Source organism: Sphingomonas sp. 77B, assembly GCF_056497825.1.
On sequence record NZ_JBWMBY010000001.1, the window covers coordinates 2,123,316 to 2,143,476 of the forward strand.

The window sequence follows — 20,161 nt, forward strand, 5'->3', positions numbered from 1 at the left end:
CGGATCGCCATAGCGGCTCCGCTTCGCTCTGTCGCAGGAAATAAGGTGCCCGTCATTGCGAGCGGAGCGAAGCAATCCAGGACGTCCGGGCTTGCGGCCCTAGATTGCTTCGCTCCGCTCGCAATGACGTGGATGCGAAGGTTTACCCCGCCAGCGCCACCGACATCTGAATGACCTTCTCACCCCCGACAGGGACGACGAACACGCCGGGCTTGTCGAAGAAATCGCCGTCATACCCCTCCGGGTCGGCAATGCCGTGCCACGGCTCGACACAGACATAGGCCGCGCCGGGCTTGGTCCAGATGCCGAGCTTGTCGGTGTCGGGGAAGGCGATGCGCAGCTGCGGCGCGCCGTCCGCGCCGTAGGTGACATGGCGGCTCTCGACCGGGTCCCAGACCAGCGCGTCGTTGGTGAACAGATCGTCCGCCAGATGCAGCACGCGGCCGTCGAGCGGACTGTCGCGATGCGCCTCGGCGATCAGGCCGTCGGGGGCGATTTCGCGCAAACGGCTGGGCTCGTCCTTCTCGAAGATGATGCGATGATCGGCACGGGCCTTTCCGTACGGCAGCGGCCACGCGAAGGCGGGGTGGAAGCCGAAGCTGGCGGGCATCGGTACCTCGCCCCGATTGAGGATGCGGACCTCCACCGCCAACGTCGCTTCTTCCAGTCGGAACTCCACCTCCAGCCGGAAGGCGAAGGGATAGGAGGTCCGTGTCTCCTCGCTGTCGCCCAGCGAGAAGACCGCGCGGGTTGCCTCATGCGTCACCAGCTCGAAGGTCGAATGGCGGGCAAAGCCGTGCTTGGCCATCGGATAATGCTGGCCGTTCAGGCGAATGCCGTCACGCGTCACGCCGATCACCGGGAACAGCAAGGGCGCGCGTCCGGTCCAGAAAGCCGGGTCCGCATTGGTCATCAGCTCGCGGCCGTCCGCGTCCTTCAGCGAGGACAGCTCGGCCCCGAACGGATTGATCGCCGCCGACAAATGGTCGTCCGCGATACGGACCCAGTTTTCCCCATCAGCCACGAAGCTGCGCTCCCTGCTTGGCGGCCGCCGCGACGATCTTGTCGGCGATGGCCTTCAGTTCCTCGTCGGTGAAGCTCTTCTGCTGCGGTTGTAGCAGCACCTCGACCGCGACCGACTTATGCCCCTCGGGCACGCCCTGCCCTGCGAACACGTCGAAGACGCGTGCGGCGGTGATGGCGGCCTTGTCCGCCCCCCGCACCGCGCGGATCAGCATGTCGGCGGCGAGGCTGTCCGGCACCAGGAAGGCGAAGTCGCGCCGCACCGACTGCAAGGCCGGGGGCGTATAGGCGGGCCGCATGAAGCCGGTCGCGCGCTTGGGCGGGATGGCGTCGAGATAGATCTCGACCGCCGCCACCTGGCCGTCGAGGTCGAACGCCTTCAGCACCGAGGGGTGGACCATGCCGAACGCGGCCAGCACCGTCTTCGGCCCCAGCCGCAGTGTGCCCGACTGGCCGGGATGCCAGGCATCGCCCGCCTCGCCCATCACCTGCAGATTATCCACCGGCGCCCCTGCCTGCGTCAGCAGCGCGATCGCCTCGGCCTTGGCGTCGTATGGGTCGAAGCCCTGCGCCTTGCCCGCGCGCCAGTTGCGCGGCGCCTTGTCGCCCGCCAGCACCACGCCCAGCGTCGGCCGTTCGGCCTCCGCCAGATAGCGGCGACCGATCTCGAACAGGCGAACGCTGGTCGCGCCGCGCTTGATATTGCGCTCGGTCGCGGCGAGCAGGCCGGGGAGCAGCGAGGGCCGCATGACCTTCAGGTCTTCGCTGATCGGATTGGCGAGCGTGAACGCGCCGCCGCCGAAGGGCGCGGCCTGCGCCTCGCTGATGAAGCTCCACGTCACCGCTTCGTCCAGCCCTCGCGCGGCGGCGGCGCGGCGGGCGCGGCGCTCCAGCTTCTGCTGCGGCGTGGCGGTCGGACGCGCGACGCCGGGGGCGCGGGGCAGCGCCACCGGGGGAACATGGTCGATCCCATCGATACGGATCACTTCCTCGACCAGATCGGCGGGGCCGTCCACGTCGCGACGCCAACTGGGGGCGGTTACCTGCCAGTCGGCGGTGACGGTGAAGCCCAGCGACTCGAGGATCGCCTTCTGACGCTCGGCCGCGATGGCGAGGCCGCCCAGCGTTTCCGCCAGATGGGGGTCATAGGCGATGGTCTTGGCCGTCACCGGCGGCTCGCCTACCCGCGTCACACCGCTGGCGGTGCCGCCGCAATATTCCAGAACCAGATAGGTCGCGATGGCGAGGCCGTCGTCGAGGAAAGCCGGGTCCACGCCGCGCTCGAAGCGGGTCCGCGCGTCGCTGGTCAGCGCCAGCGTCTGGCCGGTGCGGGCGATCGCCTCGGGGGTGAAGTACGCACATTCGATGATGACGTCGGTGGTCGTCTCCGACACGCCCGAATGCGCGCCGCCCATGATGCCGCCGATATCGTGGACACCCGCATCGTCGGCAATGACGGTCATACCCTGCGACAGCGTATAGGTCTTGCCGTTCAGCGCCTCGACCGTCTCGCCGTCCTTGGCATGCCGCGCGACCAGACCGCCCGAGAGCTTGGCCTTGTCATAGACGTGCAGCGGACGGCCGAGATCGACCGTCATGTAATTGGTGATGTCGACCAGCGCCGAGATCGGCTTCTGCCCGATCGCGGTCAGCCGCTGGCGCATCCATTCGGGCGCTTCGCCATTGGTCAGGCCCGAGACGCCCTGCGCATAGAAGGCCGGGCAACCCTCGGCGTCCTCGATGCGCACATCGGGGCCGGGGCCCTCGCCCGGAACGGACGGAACGGTTGGCGCGATCAGCGTGCCGAGACCGGCGGCGGCGAGGTCGCGGGCGATGCCGTGCACGCCCATGCAATCCTGACGGTTGGGCGTGATTGACACGTCGATGACCGGATCGTTGAGGCCCGCATAGTCCGGGAAGGAGGTGCCGATCGCGGCATCCTTGGGCAGTTCGATGATGCCGTCATGGCCCTCGCCGATCTGCAACTCGCGCGCCGAGCACATCATGCCGTTCGACTCGACGCCGCGGATCGCCGCGACCTTCAGCGTCACGTCGAGGCCGGGAACATAGGCCCCCGGCGCGCCGAACACGCCGACCAGACCTGCCCGCGCATTGGGCGCGCCGCACACGACCTGCATCGGGCCGTCACCGGCATCGACCGACAGGACCTGCAGCTTGTCCGCCTGCGGATGCCGCTCGGCCGACAGGATGCGCGCGACACGGAACGAGGCCAGTGCCTCGCCCGGATTGTGCACGCCCTCGACCTCCAGGCCGATACGCGTCAGCCCCTCGACGATGGTGTCGAGATCGGCATCGGTGTCCAGATGGCTCTTCAGCCAGCCCAGGGTGAACTTCATGCGCCGACTCCTCCCGACAGCGTGGGTACGTCGAGGCTCGCGAACCCGTAATGCTTCAACCAGCGGATATCGCCGTCGAAGAATGCCCGAAGATCGTCCATGCCGTATTTCAGCATGGCGAGGCGGTCGATGCCGCAGCCAAAGGCGAAGCCCTGCCACTCATTGGGATCGAGCCCGCACGCCTCGATGACCTTGGGGTGGACCATGCCGCTGCCCAGCACTTCCATCCAGCCGCCACCCGAGCCGCCGATGACGCGCTTGCCCTTCTCGATCGTGTAGCCGACATCGACCTCGGCGCTCGGTTCGGTGAAGGGGAAATAGCTGGGGCGCAGGCGCAGGACGATATCGTCGCGCTCGAAGAACGCCTTGAGGAAGGTCTCCAGCGTCCACTTGAGATGGCCGAGCGTGATGCCCTTGTCGATCACCAGCCCTTCGACCTGATGGAACATCGGCGTGTGAGTCGCGTCCGAGTCGGAACGATAGGTGCGCCCCGGCGCGATGATGCGGATCGGCGGCTTCTGGTCCAGCATGGTGCGGATCTGCACCGGCGAGGTGTGGGTGCGCAGCACCCGGCGCACGGTGCGCTCGTCACCGCCCGGCTCGACCCCCGCCAGATAGAAGGTGTCGTGCATCGCACGCGCCGGATGCGTCTCGGGAATGTTGAGCGCGGTGAAATTGTGCCAGTCGGTCTCGACCTCCGGCCCGGTCGCGACCGCGAAGCCGAGGTCGGCGAAAATCTCGGCCAATTCGTCCATCACCTGGCTGACCGGGTGGACGGTGCCGAAGCCGCTGCCCTCGGCCGGCAGGGTCATGTCCAGCCGCTCGGAGGCGAGGCGCGCGTCGAGCGCCGCCTGCTCCAGCGCGGCCTTGCGAGCGCCCAGCGCTTCGGTCACTGCCTCGCGCAGGCCGTGGATCTTCGGCCCTTCGACCTGGCGTTCCTCAGGGCTCATCTTGCCCAGCGTCTTGAGCAGCTGGGTGATGCGGCCCTGCTTGCCCAGCGTGTCGACGCGGATCGTCTCCAGCGCGTCCAGCGCGGGCGCATCGGCGATGGCGGCGAGCAGCGGCTCACGCATTTGTTCGAGTTCGTTACTCACATGTCACTCCGTCGGCCGTTCTGGCGCCCCCGTAAAGGCGCGTGGCCCGTTGGCGGGATTGCCCCCGCCGTAGCGGCTGGGTGGCCATGGGATCAATCCTTCACGCAGGGTTCGCGACCATGACGGCCGCCATGACGACCAATGTCACGCCAACCTTTCCTCAACATGTCATAGGTTAAGATCGCGTCCAGGCCCTTGCGAAGGGCCGTGCCATGCCCGCTACGGAACACCCATCTTGATTCTCGACGTCTTTACCATCCAGGTGATCGCCGCGATCAGCCACTTCATCATCGGCGCGCTTCACCTGACGCCGGGCCTGACGCGCCAGGATCGCGGCGGATGGGTGCGCGACTGGGGGCTGGCGAAAATCCTGATCGGCCTGGCGAACGGACTGACGCTGCTCTTCGACGGCTCCAGCACGCTGGCGGTCGAACGCCTGCTCAACCTGGTCCTGGTGATCGGCCTTGCCCTGAGTATCCGCAGCGCCGCGACCATGAGCGGCCGGACGCCGCCGCGTATCCTGATGGTCCTGTTCGGTGGCACCGGAGCGGCGCTGATCGCGCTGTTCCTATTCGACCCCTATGACGTTCGCTGGACCGTGGCGACGATGGGGATGGCGCGCATCCTGTGCCTGTTGTCGCTCACCTGGCTGGTGACCGGCATCGCCCAGCGGGAAAGGCTGATGACCGCCTGGACCATGGGCGTCATCTTTGCCCTTTCGACGATCGCCTTCCTGCTGAACATGGTGCTGAACCTCATCGGCTTCACCGTCCCCGCCTGGGAGGTGCAGGCCCATGCGATGGCGCATTGGGCAGTCGGGACCGCGATCATCATGGTGACGCTGACCCATTTCTCGCTGCTGCTGATCGAGTCCGAACGCACCCAGCGCGAACTGCGCGAACAGGCCTGTCGCGACAGCCTGACCGGCGCGCTCAATCGGTTCGGGCTGGACCAGAGCCGGACCGCGCAGCACGGCCCGGTCGCCCTGCTGCTGATCGATATCGATCATTTCAAGTCGCTCAACGACACGCAGGGCCATGCGGCGGGAGACATGGTGTTGCGGCTGCTGGTCGATCTTGCCCAGGCCGAACTGGGCAAGCGAGGACAGGTGGTGCGGATCGGCGGCGACGAGTTTCTCTGTGTCCTGCCCGCCGCCACCCAGGCCGAGGCGGAGGCGCTGCACAAGGCCCTGTCCCAGCGGTTCGACCGCGCCGTGGTCGCCGCCGTCGATTCGCCCTATCCGCCGTCGCTGAGCATCGGCATCGCGACCGGATCGGCGGACAAGGGGCTCGACCGGCTGATCCGGCAGGCGGACGAAGCCATGTATGCCGCCAAGCGGGCCCGCCACGCCCAGCGGCCCCATGTGAAAGCCGCCTGACCCGATCGGACTGAGAGGCCCCACGGGCGACCCAGGCTATCGGGACGGCCGCTTGTCGCCCCGATAGCCGCGTGCATCAAAGCGCCTTGGTCGCCCCCGGCGTGTTGACGCCCATCGACTGGAGGTAGCGCTTGACGTTGCGCGCCGCCTGGCGGAGCCGCTGCTCGTTCTCGACCATGGCGATGCGCACGAAGCCCTCGCCATTCTCGCCGTAACCGACGCCCGGCGCGACCGCGACCTTGGCTTCGGTCAGCAGCTGCTTGGAAAACTCCAGGCTGCCCAGATGCGCCAGCGCCGGGGGCAAGGGTGCCCAGGCAAACATCGAGGCCTTGGGAGAGGGAATATCCCAGCCCGCCCGACCGAAGCTCTCGACCAGCACGTCGCGTCGCTTGTGATAGAGCTGGCGGTTCTTCTCGACGATGTCCTGCGGCCCGTTGAGCGCGGCGCAGGCCGCCGCCTGGATCGGGGTGAAGGCCCCGTAATCGAGATAGGACTTCACCCGCGTCATCGCGGCGATCAGCTTCTTGTTGCCCACCGCGAAGCCGATCCGCCAGCCCGCCATCGAATAGGTCTTGGACAGCGAGGTGAATTCGACCGCGACGTCCTTGCCGCCCTTCACCTGCAGAATCGAAGGGGTCGGGTTGCCGTCATAATAAAGTTCGGAATAGGCGAGGTCGCTCAACACCCACAGCTCATGCTTCTTCGCGAACGCCACGAGTCGTTCGTAGAAGGCCAGGTCCACCGTCTCGGCGGTCGGGTTCGACGGATAGTTCACGACCAGCACCGAGGGGCGCGGCACGGTGAAGTGCATCGCCCGCTCGAGGCTTTCGAAATAGGCTTCGTCGGGCGTCGTCGGCACCGCGCGGATCGTCGCGCCCGCGATGATGAAGCCGAAGGTGTGGATCGGATAGGAAGGATTCGGCGCCAGGACCACGTCGCCCGGCGCGGTGATCGCGGTCGCCAGCGAGGCCAGCCCTTCCTTCGATCCCATGGTCACGACGACCTCGGTCTCGGGGTCGAGATCGACGCCGAAGCGGCGGCCATAATAATTGGCCTGGGCGCGGCGCAGGCCGGGAATCCCCTTGGACTGGGAATATCCGTGCGCATCGGGCTTCTTGGCGACCTCGACCAGCTTGTCGAGGACGTGATCGGGCGGCGGCAGGTCGGGATTGCCCATGCCCAGGTCGATGATGTCCTCACCGCCCGCGCGCGCCGCGGCCCGCATCGCGTTGACTTCGGCGATGACATAGGGCGGCAGGCGCTTGATGCGATAGAACTCTTCGGACATGGGTCCCTCTGTGTAACGATTTGGGACCCGATGCTTAGCGGCTTTCGATGAACAACGCGACCCGACATGACGGCGCAATATCCTGACGCTAAGACCGGGTTTCACGAACGAGAGGATGTGATGACGGCCGCCCCCGCGACAGCCCCCACCCTTCCCACGCTGGAAGAGATGCAACACTGGACCTGGGTGATGGGCCGGGCGCAGCAGATGATGATGGAGGCCGCACTCTCATCGCCGCCCGAGGGCATGCCGGTGGTGCCGGGCTTCAACGACCCCGCCACCATGGGCCGGGTCCGCGACTTCTGGTCCGATTCGATGGCGCTGTGGCAGCGCTTCATCGACCCCGCCGCCGAGCCGAGCGTGGCCCCCAAGCCCGATCGCCGGTTCAAGGCCGAACAGTGGCAGTCGCCGCTCTTCGACTGGATCCGGCAAAGCTATCAGATGATCGCCGACCATCTGTTGCGCGGGGTCGACGCGCTGGAGGGCGTGGAGCCGAAGCAGAAGGAGCAGATCCGCTTCGCCGCACAAGGCTTCATCGACGCGATGAGCCCGACCAACTTCCCCGCGACCAATCCGGAGGTACTCGACAAGATCGTCGAGACGCGCGGTGAGAATCTGTTGAAGGGCCTTCAGAACATGCTCGCCGACCTGGGGCGCGGGCAGCTGACCCATAGCGATGCGCGCGCGTTCGAGGTCGGACGCAACCTGGCCGCGACGCCGGGCAAGGTGGTCAAGCGCACCGACCTGTACGAACTGATCCACTATACCCCGACCACCGAGCAGGTGGCGGCGGTGCCGATCGTGATCTTTCCGCCCTGGATCAACCGCTTCTACATCCTCGACCTCGCGCCCGAGAAGAGCCTCATCAAATGGCTGGTTGACCAGGGGTTCAGCGTCTTCATGGTGTCGTGGAAGTCCGCCGACGCCACGATGAAGGACGTGATCTGGGACGATTATGTCGCCGCCCAGGTCGATGCGATCGATACGGTGCGGGGTCTGCTGGGCGTCGAGTCGGTCCACACCGTCGGTTACTGCGTGGCGGGTACGACGCTGGCCGCGACGCTCGCCTGGCTCTCCGCGCAGGGCGAGGCGGACAAGGTCGCCAGCGCCACCTTCTTCACCGCGCAGGTCGATTTCTCCAAGGCGGGCGAGCTGCTTCACTTCGTCGATGACGAACAGCTCAAGATGATCGCCGCGCTCTCGCCCGAGGGCTATCTGGACGGGCGCTATCTGGCGATGACGTTCAACCTGCTGCGCGGGCGCGACCTGATCTGGAATTACGTCACCAACAACTATCTGCTGGGACGCGATTATGTGCCGTTCGACCTGCTCCACTGGAACGGCGACGTCACCAACCTGCCCGCCAAATGGCATCTCGCCTATCTGAGCGACCTGTACCGTGACAATCTGTTGATGACGCCGGGCGCGATGAGTGTCGGCGGCGTGCCGCTCGACCTGACCCAGGTATCGACGCCCGCCTATGTCCAGGCGGGGCGCGAGGATCATATCGCGCCGCCCGAAAGCGTGTGGAAGATCACCGAGGCGTTCACCGGCCCCTTGCGCTTCGTGCTGGCGGGCTCGGGCCATATCGCGGGCGTGGTGAATCCCCCGGCGGCGGGCAAATATCAATATTGGACCAATGACCAGCCCGCCGCGACGCTCACCGATTTCGTCGCGGGCGCGACCGAGACCAAGGGCAGCTGGTGGCCCGACTGGGCGGCCTGGTTGCGCCAGCGCGACTCCGCCACCGTCGCGGCGACAGGAGCAAGGATACCGGGCGAAGGCACGCTGCCCGCCCTCGACGAAGCGCCGGGACGCTACGTCCGACAGCGTTGATGTCGGTTTTGTTGCACCGCACAATAGACTTGATCTTGCCCCCGCGAATCGCTATTGTGCAGCGCAACAAATCGGGAGAGTGCTGTTGGACAAGAACAAGCCGACCGTCCCCGCCGCGAAGTCGGCGGCCAAGCCACGTCGGACGACCAAGCCGGTCGCCGCCAAGACGTTGCCCGGTCTCCCCTCCGATCCCAAGCCTGTGGTTAAGCCCCCCGTCGCCTCGGCGAGCCCCGGCCTGCCGCTGACCTCCCCGGCGATGGCGGTCGAGAAGCCCGCCGCCCCTGCAGTGGCCAAGCCCGCGCCCAAGGCCGAAGCGCCCAAGGCTCCGGCCAAGCCGGTAGCGGCGGCACCCGCGCCCGAGGCGAAGCCGATCGAAGCGGCCAAGCCCGACGCGCCGGTCGCTCCGGTGGTGGCCGAGACGGCCAAGCCCGAAATTTCTTCCCCGACCGCCGCGGTTTCGGCGGACTCAAAGCCCAAGGACATCATCATGGACGCCCAGAGCACCATCGAAAACGCCGCCAAGGATACCGCCGCCAAGACCCAGGCCTTTTTCGGCGACGCCCAAGCCCGCACCCAGGCGAGCATGGATAAGAGCGCCAAGCTGTTCGAAGACATGATCGCCTTCAACAAGGGCAATCTGGAAGCCATCGTCGAATCGTCGAAGATCGCTGCCAAGGGCGCCGAGACGCTGGGCCAGGGCGCGGCCGATTATGCCAAGCGCACCTTCGAGACCGCGACCCAGACGCTGCAGACGCTGTCGTCGGTCAAGTCGCCGACCGAGTTCATGAAGCTGCAGTCGGACTTCGCCCGCTCGGCCTTCGACTCGATGGTCGCCGAGACCTCGCGCTCGACCGAGCACATGATGAAGCTGGCCGGCGAGATCGCCCAGCCGCTGAGCAACCGCGTCGCGGTCGCCGCCGAGAAGATGAAGACCGTCGCGTAATTCGCGGACGTTTTCCTTCGCGGGAATGAAGGGGCGGTCGCGATGCGGCCGCCCTTTTTCGGGTTGTTCGACAAGGCATCGCTCGGGGCTTTCCCTCCCCCACCCCCTCCCGCCTGCGGGAGGGGAACGGCAAGATCGAACGGTTCCATTTGCTCATGAGCGTGGGCCTTGGCACGCCCCTCCCGCAAGCGGGAGGGGATAGGGGAGGGCTTGCGGTCTCACCGAGAACAACACCCCACTGGCATCCCACGCCCGCAACGCCTACATTCCCCCCATGTCGTTCTTCGGCCGCTTCTCCCCCGTCCGCGCGATCCGCGACCTGCGCTTCTTCCTGGCGCAGCGGCGGCCATACGAACTCGTCTTCCTGATGATCGCGGTCGGCATAACCGGCTTCTTCATCTACGCCTTTGCGCGCGACGATTATGTGCCGGTGCCGTACCAGCCCAACATCATCTATGTCGAACAATGGCCCGCCGACCGCACCGATGTGCAGATCAAGGCGCAGCAGAAGATCGACTATGTGAAGAAGAAGGAGCGGCTCGCCGAGGAAAAGGCCGCCCAGGACCAGCGTCGCGCCGAGTTCAAGAAGGTCGACGACGCGCTGACCAAGTGGGGCTTCTGACCGATCATCGCTGGATGGGGGCTGCGCTGGCGCTGGCGGATCGCGGCGTCGGGCGAACCGCGCCCAATCCCAATGTCGGCTGCGTGATCGTCCGCGACGGCCGGGTGGTCGGGCGCGGCTGGACGCAGGCCGGTGGCCGTCCCCATGCCGAGGCGATGGCGCTGGCCCAGGCGGGCGAGGCCGCGCAGGGCGCCACCGCCTATGTCACGCTGGAGCCGTGTGCGCATGTCTCGACGCGCGGACCCGCCTGCACCGACCTGCTGATTGGCGCGCGAGTCGCCCGCATCGTGGCAGCCATGGGCGACCCCGATCCGCGTACCAATGGCAAGGGCTTCGCCCGCGCCCGCGCCGCCGGGATTGCGGTGACGACCGGCGTGCGTGAGACAGAAGCGCGTGCGATGATCGCGGGTTTCCTGACCCGCCGCGCCCGAGGGCGCCCCTTCGTCACGCTCAAGCTCGCCACCTCGCTCGACGGGAAGATCGCCCGCCCCAATGGCGAGAGCCGCTGGATCACCGGGCCGGACGCGCGCGCGCATACCCATCTGGAGCGCAGCCGCCATGAGGCGATCCTGGTCGGGCGCGGCACGCTGGAGGCGGATTCGCCCCGGCTCGATGTCCGCCTGCCGGGGCTGGAGAGTCTTTCGCCCCGCCGCATCCTGCTGTCGCGCACGCCCGAGCCCGGTTGGGAGATGATCCCCTTCCCCGCCGCCATCGCCGATCTGGCGGGCGTCGACCGGCTGATGGTCGAAGGCGGTGCGAAGGCCGCCTCCGCCTTCCTGGCCGGTGATCTGGTCGACCGGCTGCTCCTCTACCGCGCGCCGATCCTGATCGGCGAGGGACGCGCGGCGCTGGGCGACATTGGCCTCATCCGTCTGGCCGAGGCGCATGGCCGCTGGCGACTGGCCGATTCACGGATGCTTGGCAGCGACCGGCTGGAGGTCTACGAGCGCGACTGATATGTTTACCGGGATCGTCACCGACATCGGCTCCGTCACCGCCGTGGAAACGCGCGGCGACACGCGAGTCGTCATCGCCACCGCCTATGATACGGGCACCATCGACCTGGGCGCGTCGATCGCCTGTTCGGGCGTCTGCCTGACCGTCGTCGAGAAGGGCCCCGGCTGGTTCGCGGTCGACGTATCGGCCGAGACGATCGGGCGCACCGCAGATCAGTGGCATCAGGGGCGCCCCCTCAACCTCGAACGCGCGATGAAGCTGGGCGACGAGCTGGGCGGCCATATCGTCACCGGCCATGTCGACGGCGTCGGCACGGTGGTATCGGTGGCCGAGGAAGGCGGATCGCACCGCGTCTTCGTGTCCGTGCCTGCCGACCTCGCCCCCTTCATGGCGACCAAGGGGTCGGTGACGGTCGACGGCGTCTCGCTGACCGTCAACAGCGTCGAGGACGGCGCGCCAGAAGACAGAGGCACCACCGTCTTCGGCCTGAACATCATCCCCCACACCGCCGCCGTCACCACGCTGGGCGGCATTACGGCGGGACAGCGCGTCAATATCGAGATCGACGTGCTCGCCCGGTACCTGCAGCGCATGGAGCATTATCGTGGCCGCTAATCCCGACGCTTTGGCCGGTCTGCGGCGCGGTTTCCTGTCCAGCCCCGAAGAGATCATCGACGAGGCGCGCAACGGCCGCATGTTCATCCTGGTCGATGACGAGGACCGGGAGAATGAGGGCGATCTGGTCATCCCCGCCCAGATGGCGACGCCCGAGAAGGTCAACTTCATGGCACGGCACGGGCGCGGCCTGATCTGCCTGGCCATGACGCGCGAGCGGGTCGACACGCTGGGCCTGCCGTTGATGAGCCCGAAGAACGGGACGCGGCACGAAACCGCCTTCACCATCTCGATCGAGGCGCGCGAGGGGGTGACGACCGGCATCTCCGCCGCCGACCGTGCGCGGACCATCGCGGTGGCGATCGACTCGAGCCATGGAGCGGACGCGCTGGTGACGCCGGGCCATGTCTTCCCGCTGGTCGCGCGCGATGGCGGTGTGCTGGTGCGCGCAGGCCATACCGAGGCGGCGGTCGATGTTGCGCGCCTCGCCGGGCTGAACCCCTCGGGCGTGATCTGCGAGATCATGAACGAGGACGGGACGATGGCGCGGATGGACGACCTGGTGTCGTTCGCGCAGCTCCATAACCTCAAGATCGGCACGATCCGCGACCTGATCGCCTATCGCCGCCGCTACGACCATCTGGTCGAGTTGCAGTCCGAAGCCACGTTCGAGAGCGAATGGGGCGGCACCTGGACCGCGCGCGCCTATCGCAACAAGGCGACGGGCACCGAGCAGGTCGCGCTGGTCAAGGGCAAGCTCGACACCGACCAGCCGGTGCTGGTGCGGATGCACGCGCTGTCGCCGTTCGCCGATGTGTTCGGCGAGGCGGGCGCGCGCGGCGCACTGCTCGCCAAGTCGATGCGGATGATCGCCGAGGAAGGCTCGGGCGTGATCGTCGTCATCAATCGCCCACGCACCGACGCCTTCACCACCGCCGTCCGCCTGAAGGCCGGTGAGGAAGTGCAGATCGATATGGAGGAACTGCGCGATTACGGCGTCGGCGCGATGATCCTGGCCGAACTGGGCGTGCAGGACATGGTGCTGCTCACCAACACCCATCACACGCTGATCGGGCTCGACGGCTATGGCCTGTCGATCGTCGGCGAACGTCGTATCGAAAATGCTGAGGGAGACGCCTGATGGCGCATGTGTTGATCGTCGAAGCCCGCTTCTACGAGCATCTGAACGACCTGCTGCTGGCGGGCGCGCGCGCCGCGATCGAGGAGGCGGGGCACAGCCATGAGACGATCACCGTCCCCGGCGCGCTGGAGATTCCGGGCGCGGTCGCGATGGCGGCCGACACCGGGCGCTTCGACGCGTTCGTCGCGATCGGCGTGGTAATCCGCGGCGAGACCTATCATTTTGAGATCGTCTCGAACGAGAGCGCGCGCGGCCTGATGGCGCTCACCATGGATGGCCTGCCCATCGGTAACGGCATCATCACCACCGAGAACGAGGCGCAGGCCCTGACCCGCGCCAGGCCGGACGAAAAGAACAAGGGCGGCGAGGCGGCCAAGGCGGCGCTCGCCATGCTGGCGCTGAAGGGCCGGTTCGGGTGACATCGCCCGTCCTCCAGACCGAGCGGTTGACCTTGCGGCTTCCCTCGGCGGAGGATTTCGAGGCCTGGGCGGCCTTCCATGCCGAGGAGGACACGATGCGCTTCCTCGGCGGCGTCCAGACGCGCGGGGCGGCATGGCGATCGCTGTGCACCATGGTCGGTGCGTGGAGAGTGCGCGGCTTTGCCATGTTCTCGGTGATCGAGCGCGACACCGGCCGCTGGGTCGGACGGATCGGCCCCTGGCAACCCGAGGGCTGGCCGGGGCGCGAGGTCGCCTGGGGCGTGGCGCGCGAATTTGCCGGGCGCGGCTATGCCTATGAAGCGGCCTGCGCGGCGATGGACTATGCGGTCGACGTGCTCGGCTGGGATCATGTGATCCACACCATCGATCCGGAGAATATGGGCTCGATGCGGCTGGCGCAGCGGCTGGGCGCGGTGAACGAGGGGCCAGTGAGCCTGCCCGCCCCTCTGGAAACATTCCGCGTCGACGCCTGGGGGCAAAGCGCCGACCAGTGGCGCGCCCGGCGGGAAGTACGCTTCGAATGACAGACATGCCGCCCACCCGCTTCCGCGTCGTCGAACGAGGGCGGCGGCTGGAGGTGATCGACACCCAGGCGGGCAAGGCACCTCCGTCCCGGCGGACGGCGACGCCACGCCCGTCGGACAAGAGCATCGCTCGATTCAAGCTGCCGGAGCGGCTCCGCTTCGATGGCGGCGGGGTCTGGACGACCGATGGTCTCTACGACGCCAAGGGACCCCGTACCCTGACGCTGGATGCGGGGGCGATGCAGAAACTGCGTTATGCCGGTGCCGGATTGGTCGCGGTGGTGATCGTTTGGGCGCTGCTGGGCTTCGCCATTCCGGTCATTTGGGGCGCGCCTCTGCTCCTCCTCAACCCCAAGGCCCGGGAGACGGCGCGGCAGCAGGTGACGGGCTTTATCGACGGGTTGGATAGCGGCGTTTAGACTGTGATGACATTGCCTTGAACCAAGGTAAGCCCCTCCCCTTCAGGGGAGGGGTGAGTTCATCTCATGTCATCTTGCTCTAGCCCCACCTTCGTTAGTGGGACCGGCCAAGCACGCGCGGCGACGCGGTCTCCATCTCCATCACCTCCAGCCTGCGACAGAGGAAGGAGGTACGGCCCCTATGTCCCCCGCGCGGCTGCGTGAGCCCAAGACACGCCTAGCGCCCCGCCAACTTCTCCAGCGCCTCGCCCGAAACCCGCTGCACGGTCCACTCGTCCATCGCCTGCGCGCCCATCGCGCGGTAGAACTCGATCGCGGGCGTGTTCCAGTCGAGCACCGACCATTCGAACCGCGCCCAGCCCCGATCGCGCGCGATGCCCGCCAGATGGATCAGCAGCGCCTTGCCCACCCCGGCCCCGCGCGCGGGCGGCGTGACGTACAGGTCTTCCAGATACAGCCCCTGCCGCCCGGTCCAGGTCGAGAAATTGGCGAAGAACAACGCGAAGCCGACCGCCTGCCCGTCCCGCTCGGCGATCACCGCTTCCGCCGCCGGGCGGGGGCCGAACAGCGCCTCGGCCAGCATCGGCTCGGTCGCGACGACCGCGTCGGGCTCGCGCTCGAACGCCGCCAGTTCGCGCACGAAGCTCAGGATCGTGGCGGTGTCGGCCGGTTCTGCGGCACGAAGGATGATGCTCATAACCCTGCCTCGCTCTGCGGGCCGGGCGCGACCGGCCGCCGCACCGCCACCACGCACCCCCCGATAATCAATGCCGCCCCCGCCAGCGTGAACAGCGAGACATGCTCGCCGAATACGGCATAGCCCAGGCACGCGGCCCAGACGAAGGCGGTATATTCGACCGGCGCCAGCATCTGCGCCTCGGCCCGCGCATAGGCCCAGGCGAGCAGCAGCGCCGACAGGCTGCCGAGCAGCGCGGCGATTACGATGGCGGGCCATTGATAGGCGGCGGGCCAGCCCGAGACGAACGGGGCGGCCGGCGTCATCAGCACGGCGATGACCAGCATGGTGAACAGCGCCACCTCGGCCGGGCCCGCCGCTTGGGCCTGCCGCCGCAGCAGCACCAGGCTGATCGCATAGAGGATCGAGGCGACCAGGATCGCGATCGATCCCAGCACCACGTCCGTCGAGGCCTGGGCCTGCACCTCGCCGCCCGCGATCACCAGCACCCCGACCCCCGCGATCAGCGAGCCCAGGATCGCCGCGCGCCGCACCGTCTCGCCCAGCATGAAGGCGGCGAGGAAGAGCGCGATCAGCGGCGACAAAAAGGTGAGCGCGATGCTCTGCGCCATCGGCACCCGCGCCAGTCCCCAGAAGAACAGCCATACCGACGCGCCGCCGGTCGCACCGCGCGCGATATGCAGGGCCAAGACCGCGCGTCCCGGCCAGCGGCCCCCCCGGGCGAGGAACAGCACCCCCGTGATCGCCACCCCAACCCAGGACCGCCACAGCACCGCGCTATAGGCGCCGCTGTCGATCGACAGCCGCTTCATCAGCGTGTCCATCACCGAATAGATCGCAATGCCGAGCGCGGCGGCGCCGAAGGCGATGACAGGGGACGTGCGCGCGCTCATGCCGAGGGCGATACCGGGGCGGCGGGTGAAAGGCGAGAGCGGTCGGTTACGCCCCTCACCCTTCCCACCCGCCTGCGGCGTGTGGGCCCCTTCCCTCTCCCGACGGGAGAGGGAGGGAGGCGCGAAGCGCCGGAAGGGTGAGGGTCGCCAAATCAACCGACGTAGGGATTAAACCACGCCCCGCATCCGTTGCCCCTTCGGAACAGGACACCAAGGGACAAAGGGTATGAAGACGCTGATCGCCGCAACGGGTCTGGCCATGCTGGTGGCGGTGCCCGCGAGTGCGCAGGTCACGGCATCGGTCGGCGCGGACTATGCTTCGGGCCGGTACGGCACCGGCCAGCAGGTCCGCAGCGCCAGCTCCACCTTCTCGCTGCGCGCCAAGCGCAAGCGGGTGACGGTCTTCGCCGCTTTGCCGGTGGTGCAGGTCGATGCGCCGGGCAATGTCATCGCACCGGGCGGGCCGCTGGGCCTGCCGATCTTCACCGACCCCACCCGCCCCGCCACGCGCGAGCGGCGCTCCGGGCTGGGCGATGCGGTGGTCGGCGCCTCGGTACAGGTAATCCCGCCGCGCCGCCATCATCTGGCCCTCGCCCTGACCGGCAGCGCCAAGCTGCCCACCGCCTCGGCCGCGCGGGGGCTGGGAACCGGCAAGGCGGATTATTCGGTCGTGGCCGAAGCGGCGGTGCCGGGCAAGGTCACGCCCTTCGCGGCGGTCGGCCACAGCTTCGTCGGCCAGCCCGACGGCTATCGCTTGCGCGACGTGACCAGCGCGCGGGGCGGTGTCGCGGTCGGCATCGGCAAGGCCAGCGAGGTCAGCGTCTCGTATAACTACGCCTCGCGGATCAGCGATCAGGTCGCCGACCGGCAGGAGATCGGCGCGGGGCTGGACACCGCTTTGTCTCAGCGCCTGTCGCTGGGACTGCAAGGCAGCGCCGGAGTCAGCAAGGGCGCGCCCGATGTCGGGGCAGGCGTTCGGCTGGGGTTGCGGTTGTAACCCATTCCTCCCCTTGCAGGGGAGGTGGCAGGGCGCAGCCCTGACGGAGGGGTGTCCCCGGTTGCGAGGTCATACCGCAATCACCAGCGGCGACACCCCTCCACCAGCTCCGCTGGTCCCCCTCCCCTTGCAGGGGAGGAATTAGGGATGTGTAAGCGTCTGGCGATACCAGGGCAGGATATGGTCGCGAAGCAACGGCGCCAGCGTCATCGTCTTGGCCGTGGCGACATCCACCCAGATCGCTTCCTCGATCTCCGCCGCCGGAACAGGCGCATGCGTGCTGCGCAGGTGGAAGACGGTGGCGTCGATCCGGTGCCCCGGTTCATTCGCCGCCGCCGCCGAGAATCGACCGATCGGCCGCAGCGCGTCCACGCCCACACGCAGGCCGATCTCCTCGTCCAGTTCGCGGAGCAGCGCGGCGGCGGGGTCCTCGCCGGGTTCGATCTTGCCGCCCGCCTGCATGAAACACGACGTGCCCGCCTTGCGCACCAACAGCAATCGCCCCGCCCCGTCTTCGATCAGGGCGGCGGCGATGCGGATGATGGAGGACGTCACTCCGCCGCGATCGCCGCCTTGGCGACATCCGCCGCTTCCAGCTCCGCCGCCTTGGCCTCGACCAGCTTGACGATATGCTCGACCATATCGGCATCCTCGACCGTGTGGTCGGTCAGGCCGGACAGATAGACCATGTGCTTGCCGTTGCCGCCGCCGGTCACGCCGATATCGGTCTCGCGCGCTTCGCCGGGGCCGTTGACGACACAGCCCAGCACCGACAGCGACATCGGCGTGCGGATATGCTGGAGTCGTTCCTCCAGCACCTGCACGGTGCGGATCACGTCGAAGCCCTGGCGCGCGCAGGACGGGCAGGACACGACGCGCACACCGCGATTGCGAATGCCCAGCGCCTTCAGGATCTCGAAGCCGACGCGCACCTCTTCCTCCGGCTCGGCCGAAAGCGAGACGCGGATCGTGTCACCGATCCCGAACCAGAGGAGCGAACCGATGCCGATCGAGGACTTGACCGTCCCGCCGATCAACCCGCCCGCCTCGGTGATGCCCAGATGCAGCGGGCAGTCGGTCGCCTCGGCCAGCCCCTGATAGGCGGCGACCGCCAGGAAGACGTCGGACGCCTTCACCGCGACCTTATATTCGTGGAAATCATGATCCTGGAGCAGCTTGATATGGTCGAGCGCCGATTCGACCAGCGCCTCGGGGCACGGCTCGCCATATTTTTCGAGCAGGTCCTTCTCCAGTGACCCGGCATTCACGCCGATACGGATGGCGCAGCCATTGGCCTTGGCGGCGCGAACGACCTCGGCGACGCGCTCGGACGAGCCGATATTGCCCGGATTGATGCGCAGGCACGCCGCGCCCGCATCGGCGGCTTCCAGCGCGCGCTTATAGTGGAAATGGATGTCCGCGACGATGGGAACGCGCGCCGCCTTGGTGATCTTGGCCAGTGCGGCGGTCGAGTCGGTGTCGGGGCAGGAAACGCGGATGATGTCGGCGCCCGCCTCTTCGCAGCGCCGGATCTGGTTGATTGTGGCGACCGGATCGCTGGTCGGCGTGTTGGTCATGGTCTGCACGGTGACGGGGGCGTCGCCCCCCACGGGCACATTGCCCACCATGATCTGACGGCTTTGGCGGCGGGCGATATCACGCCAGGGACGAATGGACATGGGCCCTATATACGCGCAAGCGCGTTGCGGTTCAAAGTCAGTGCTGTACCAGACCCCCAGAATGACCGCCGCCGCCCCCATCCCCCGCCATTACGGCCTAGACTGGCTGCGGATCGGCGCCTTCGCCATCCTGATCCTGTACCATATCGGCATGGTCTTCGTGCCCTGGGGCTTCCACGTCCAGCTGGCGAGCCTGCCCTGGGTCGCGATCCCGATGCTCGCGAGCAATCCGTGGCGGCTGATGCTGCTGTTCGTGGTGTCGGGCTACGCCACGCGCGCGCTGGCGGTGCGACATCCCACGATCTTCAGCTTCGCGCGGGGGCGCAGCATCCGGCTGCTCGTACCGCTCGCCTTCGGTGTGTGCGTGTTGGTGCCGCCGCAGATCTGGGCCGAGCTGGTCAGCAAATATGGCTATACCGGGCCCTATTGGGCGTTCTGGACCCGTGACTGGCTGAGCTTTCGCGCGATCGGCGGCGTGGTGCCGACGCCCGCCTGGAACCATCTTTGGTTCGTCGGCTATCTATGGGTCTATACCATGGCGATCGCGGTGATGCTGGCGGTGGGCCATCGCTTTGCCGGAGCGGCGCAAGCCTTGTTCGACCGGGTGCTGGGCGGCTGGGGCGGCGCGGTGTTGCCGGTCGTCGCGCTGCTGCTGATCGATATCCGCTTCTTCCCCGGCCAGTCGGAGACGCATGCGCTGCTCGGCGATTGGCTGGCCCATGCCATCTATTTCCCGGCCCTGCTGTTTGGATTCGGCATGGCGGGATCGGAGCGGGTGCTGGACAGCTTCCGCCGGGGCTGGTCGGTCGCCGCCGGGATCGCCATCGCCAGCTATGCGATCGCGGGCGGCTTGGAGTGGCGCTGGCCGGGGCTGGCGGGCGCGCCGCAGGGGCTGGGCATCCTGTTCGCGGGCGCGCGCGCGGTGCAGGGCTGGATGGCGGTCGTCGCACTGATCGGGGTCGCCGAGCGCTTCTGGAACCGCGACCATCCCTGGCGGCGGACGCTGACCGAGGCGGTCTTCCCCTTCTACCTGATCCACCAGACGATCATCATTCTGGTCGCCCTGGCCCTGCGTGGGCTGGGCTGGCCGTTGTGGGTGGATACGTTGATCCTGATCGCCGCGACGGTAGCGGGGTGCTGGGCCTTTTATCGGATCGGCAGAGAGGTGCGCTGGTTGCGCCCCTTGATCGGCCTCCGACCGCCTCGGACGGATCGGCCTTCGCCCTCGGGGGATGGCAGCAAGCCCGCGATCTGATAG

Annotated in this window: 20 protein-coding genes; 12 read left to right on the top strand and 8 right to left on the bottom strand. The window is 67.6% G+C overall.

Annotated elements, in window-relative coordinates:
• Positions 1-142 precede the first annotated feature (142 nt).
• From AC1GI4_RS09975 to pheS, 3 genes are read right to left on the bottom strand one after another with little or no spacing between them, the layout of a single operon-like run.
• Complete coding sequence (locus AC1GI4_RS09975) at positions 143-1,024, bottom strand: aldose 1-epimerase family protein (RefSeq protein WP_479629392.1); 882 nt, start codon at positions 1,022-1,024, stop codon at positions 143-145.
• Complete coding sequence (gene pheT, locus AC1GI4_RS09980) at positions 1,017-3,380, bottom strand: phenylalanine--tRNA ligase subunit beta (protein WP_479629393.1); 2,364 nt, start codon at positions 3,378-3,380, stop codon at positions 1,017-1,019. Before pheT ends, AC1GI4_RS09975 begins: the two co-directional genes overlap by 8 nt.
• Complete coding sequence (pheS, locus tag AC1GI4_RS09985; RefSeq protein ID WP_479630387.1) at positions 3,377-4,453, bottom strand: phenylalanine--tRNA ligase subunit alpha; 1,077 nt, start codon at positions 4,451-4,453, stop codon at positions 3,377-3,379. The genes pheT and pheS overlap by 4 nt, the downstream gene beginning before the upstream one ends.
• Positions 4,454-4,709: 256 nt before the next feature.
• Here pheS and AC1GI4_RS09990 point away from each other — a divergent pair, with 256 nt between their 5' ends.
• Positions 4,710-5,852, top strand: coding sequence for a GGDEF domain-containing protein (locus AC1GI4_RS09990; protein ID WP_479629394.1), 1,143 nt, complete (start codon positions 4,710-4,712; stop codon positions 5,850-5,852).
• A 76-nt stretch (positions 5,853-5,928) separates the two neighbouring features.
• Here AC1GI4_RS09990 and AC1GI4_RS09995 read toward each other — a convergent pair whose 3' ends face one another.
• Positions 5,929-7,140: an LL-diaminopimelate aminotransferase gene (locus AC1GI4_RS09995; protein ID WP_058716564.1), complete on the bottom strand. Its 1,212-nt coding sequence runs from the start codon at positions 7,138-7,140 to the stop codon at positions 5,929-5,931.
• Between the two features lie 120 nt (positions 7,141-7,260).
• On the opposite strand from AC1GI4_RS09995, the gene AC1GI4_RS10000 reads away from it, so the two are divergent.
• The 9 genes from AC1GI4_RS10000 to AC1GI4_RS10040 all read left to right on the top strand — a co-directional run bounded on the left by AC1GI4_RS10000 (position 7,261) and on the right by AC1GI4_RS10040 (position 14,637).
• The gene (locus AC1GI4_RS10000; RefSeq protein ID WP_479629395.1) at positions 7,261-8,976 is read left to right on the top strand and encodes a PHA/PHB synthase family protein; all 1,716 of its coding nucleotides are present in this window, start codon (positions 7,261-7,263) and stop codon (positions 8,974-8,976) included.
• Between the two features lie 85 nt (positions 8,977-9,061).
• The gene (locus tag AC1GI4_RS10005; protein ID WP_479629396.1) at positions 9,062-9,919 is read left to right on the top strand and encodes a phasin family protein; all 858 of its coding nucleotides are present in this window, start codon (positions 9,062-9,064) and stop codon (positions 9,917-9,919) included.
• A 274-nt stretch (positions 9,920-10,193) separates the two neighbouring features.
• A complete protein-coding gene (locus AC1GI4_RS10010) occupies positions 10,194-10,541 on the top strand; it encodes a hypothetical protein (protein ID WP_294269850.1) in 348 nt (115 codons plus the stop codon).
• Between the two features lie 14 nt (positions 10,542-10,555).
• Positions 10,556-11,497 (top strand): bifunctional diaminohydroxyphosphoribosylaminopyrimidine deaminase/5-amino-6-(5-phosphoribosylamino)uracil reductase RibD, encoded by a 942-nt coding sequence (gene ribD, locus AC1GI4_RS10015; RefSeq protein WP_479630388.1) that lies wholly within the window; start codon positions 10,556-10,558, stop codon positions 11,495-11,497.
• Position 11,498: 1 nt separating this feature from the next.
• Positions 11,499-12,113 carry a riboflavin synthase gene (locus AC1GI4_RS10020; protein WP_479629397.1) on the top strand — a complete coding sequence of 205 codons (615 nt, stop codon included), beginning with the start codon at positions 11,499-11,501 and terminating at the stop codon, positions 12,111-12,113.
• Positions 12,103-13,254 (top strand): 3,4-dihydroxy-2-butanone-4-phosphate synthase, encoded by a 1,152-nt coding sequence (gene ribB, locus AC1GI4_RS10025; protein ID WP_479629398.1) that lies wholly within the window; start codon positions 12,103-12,105, stop codon positions 13,252-13,254. Before AC1GI4_RS10020 ends, ribB begins: the two co-directional genes overlap by 11 nt.
• Positions 13,254-13,673, top strand: coding sequence for a 6,7-dimethyl-8-ribityllumazine synthase (gene ribH, locus AC1GI4_RS10030; protein ID WP_479629399.1), 420 nt, complete (start codon positions 13,254-13,256; stop codon positions 13,671-13,673). The genes ribB and ribH overlap by 1 nt, the downstream gene beginning before the upstream one ends.
• A complete protein-coding gene (locus AC1GI4_RS10035) occupies positions 13,670-14,218 on the top strand; it encodes a GNAT family N-acetyltransferase (RefSeq protein WP_479629400.1) in 549 nt (182 codons plus the stop codon). The genes ribH and AC1GI4_RS10035 overlap by 4 nt, the downstream gene beginning before the upstream one ends.
• A gap of 5 nt (positions 14,219-14,223) precedes the next feature.
• The gene (locus tag AC1GI4_RS10040; protein WP_479629401.1) at positions 14,224-14,637 is read left to right on the top strand and encodes a hypothetical protein; all 414 of its coding nucleotides are present in this window, start codon (positions 14,224-14,226) and stop codon (positions 14,635-14,637) included.
• Positions 14,638-14,854: 217 nt separating this feature from the next.
• Here AC1GI4_RS10040 and AC1GI4_RS10045 read toward each other — a convergent pair whose 3' ends face one another.
• On the bottom strand, positions 14,855-15,334 hold the full coding sequence (locus tag AC1GI4_RS10045) for a GNAT family N-acetyltransferase (protein ID WP_294269866.1): 480 nt from the start codon (positions 15,332-15,334) through the stop codon (positions 14,855-14,857).
• Positions 15,331-16,227 (bottom strand): DMT family transporter, encoded by an 897-nt coding sequence (locus AC1GI4_RS10050; RefSeq protein WP_479629402.1) that lies wholly within the window; start codon positions 16,225-16,227, stop codon positions 15,331-15,333. Before AC1GI4_RS10050 ends, AC1GI4_RS10045 begins: the two co-directional genes overlap by 4 nt.
• Positions 16,228-16,453: 226 nt before the next feature.
• Between AC1GI4_RS10050 and AC1GI4_RS10055 the strand changes: the two genes are divergently transcribed.
• Positions 16,454-17,224, top strand: coding sequence for a transporter (locus AC1GI4_RS10055; RefSeq protein ID WP_479629403.1), 771 nt, complete (start codon positions 16,454-16,456; stop codon positions 17,222-17,224).
• Between the two features lie 141 nt (positions 17,225-17,365).
• On the opposite strand, the gene AC1GI4_RS10060 is transcribed toward AC1GI4_RS10055, so the two are convergent.
• Both AC1GI4_RS10060 and ispG read right to left on the bottom strand, forming a co-directional pair.
• Positions 17,366-17,779 (bottom strand): NUDIX hydrolase, encoded by a 414-nt coding sequence (locus tag AC1GI4_RS10060; RefSeq protein ID WP_479629404.1) that lies wholly within the window; start codon positions 17,777-17,779, stop codon positions 17,366-17,368.
• Positions 17,776-18,903 carry a flavodoxin-dependent (E)-4-hydroxy-3-methylbut-2-enyl-diphosphate synthase gene (ispG, locus tag AC1GI4_RS10065; RefSeq protein WP_058732960.1) on the bottom strand — a complete coding sequence of 376 codons (1,128 nt, stop codon included), beginning with the start codon at positions 18,901-18,903 and terminating at the stop codon, positions 17,776-17,778. Before ispG ends, AC1GI4_RS10060 begins: the two co-directional genes overlap by 4 nt.
• A gap of 61 nt (positions 18,904-18,964) precedes the next feature.
• Between ispG and AC1GI4_RS10070 the strand changes: the two genes are divergently transcribed.
• Positions 18,965-20,158: an acyltransferase family protein gene (locus tag AC1GI4_RS10070; protein WP_294269876.1), complete on the top strand. Its 1,194-nt coding sequence runs from the start codon at positions 18,965-18,967 to the stop codon at positions 20,156-20,158.
• Positions 20,159-20,161: the final 3 nt, after the last annotated feature.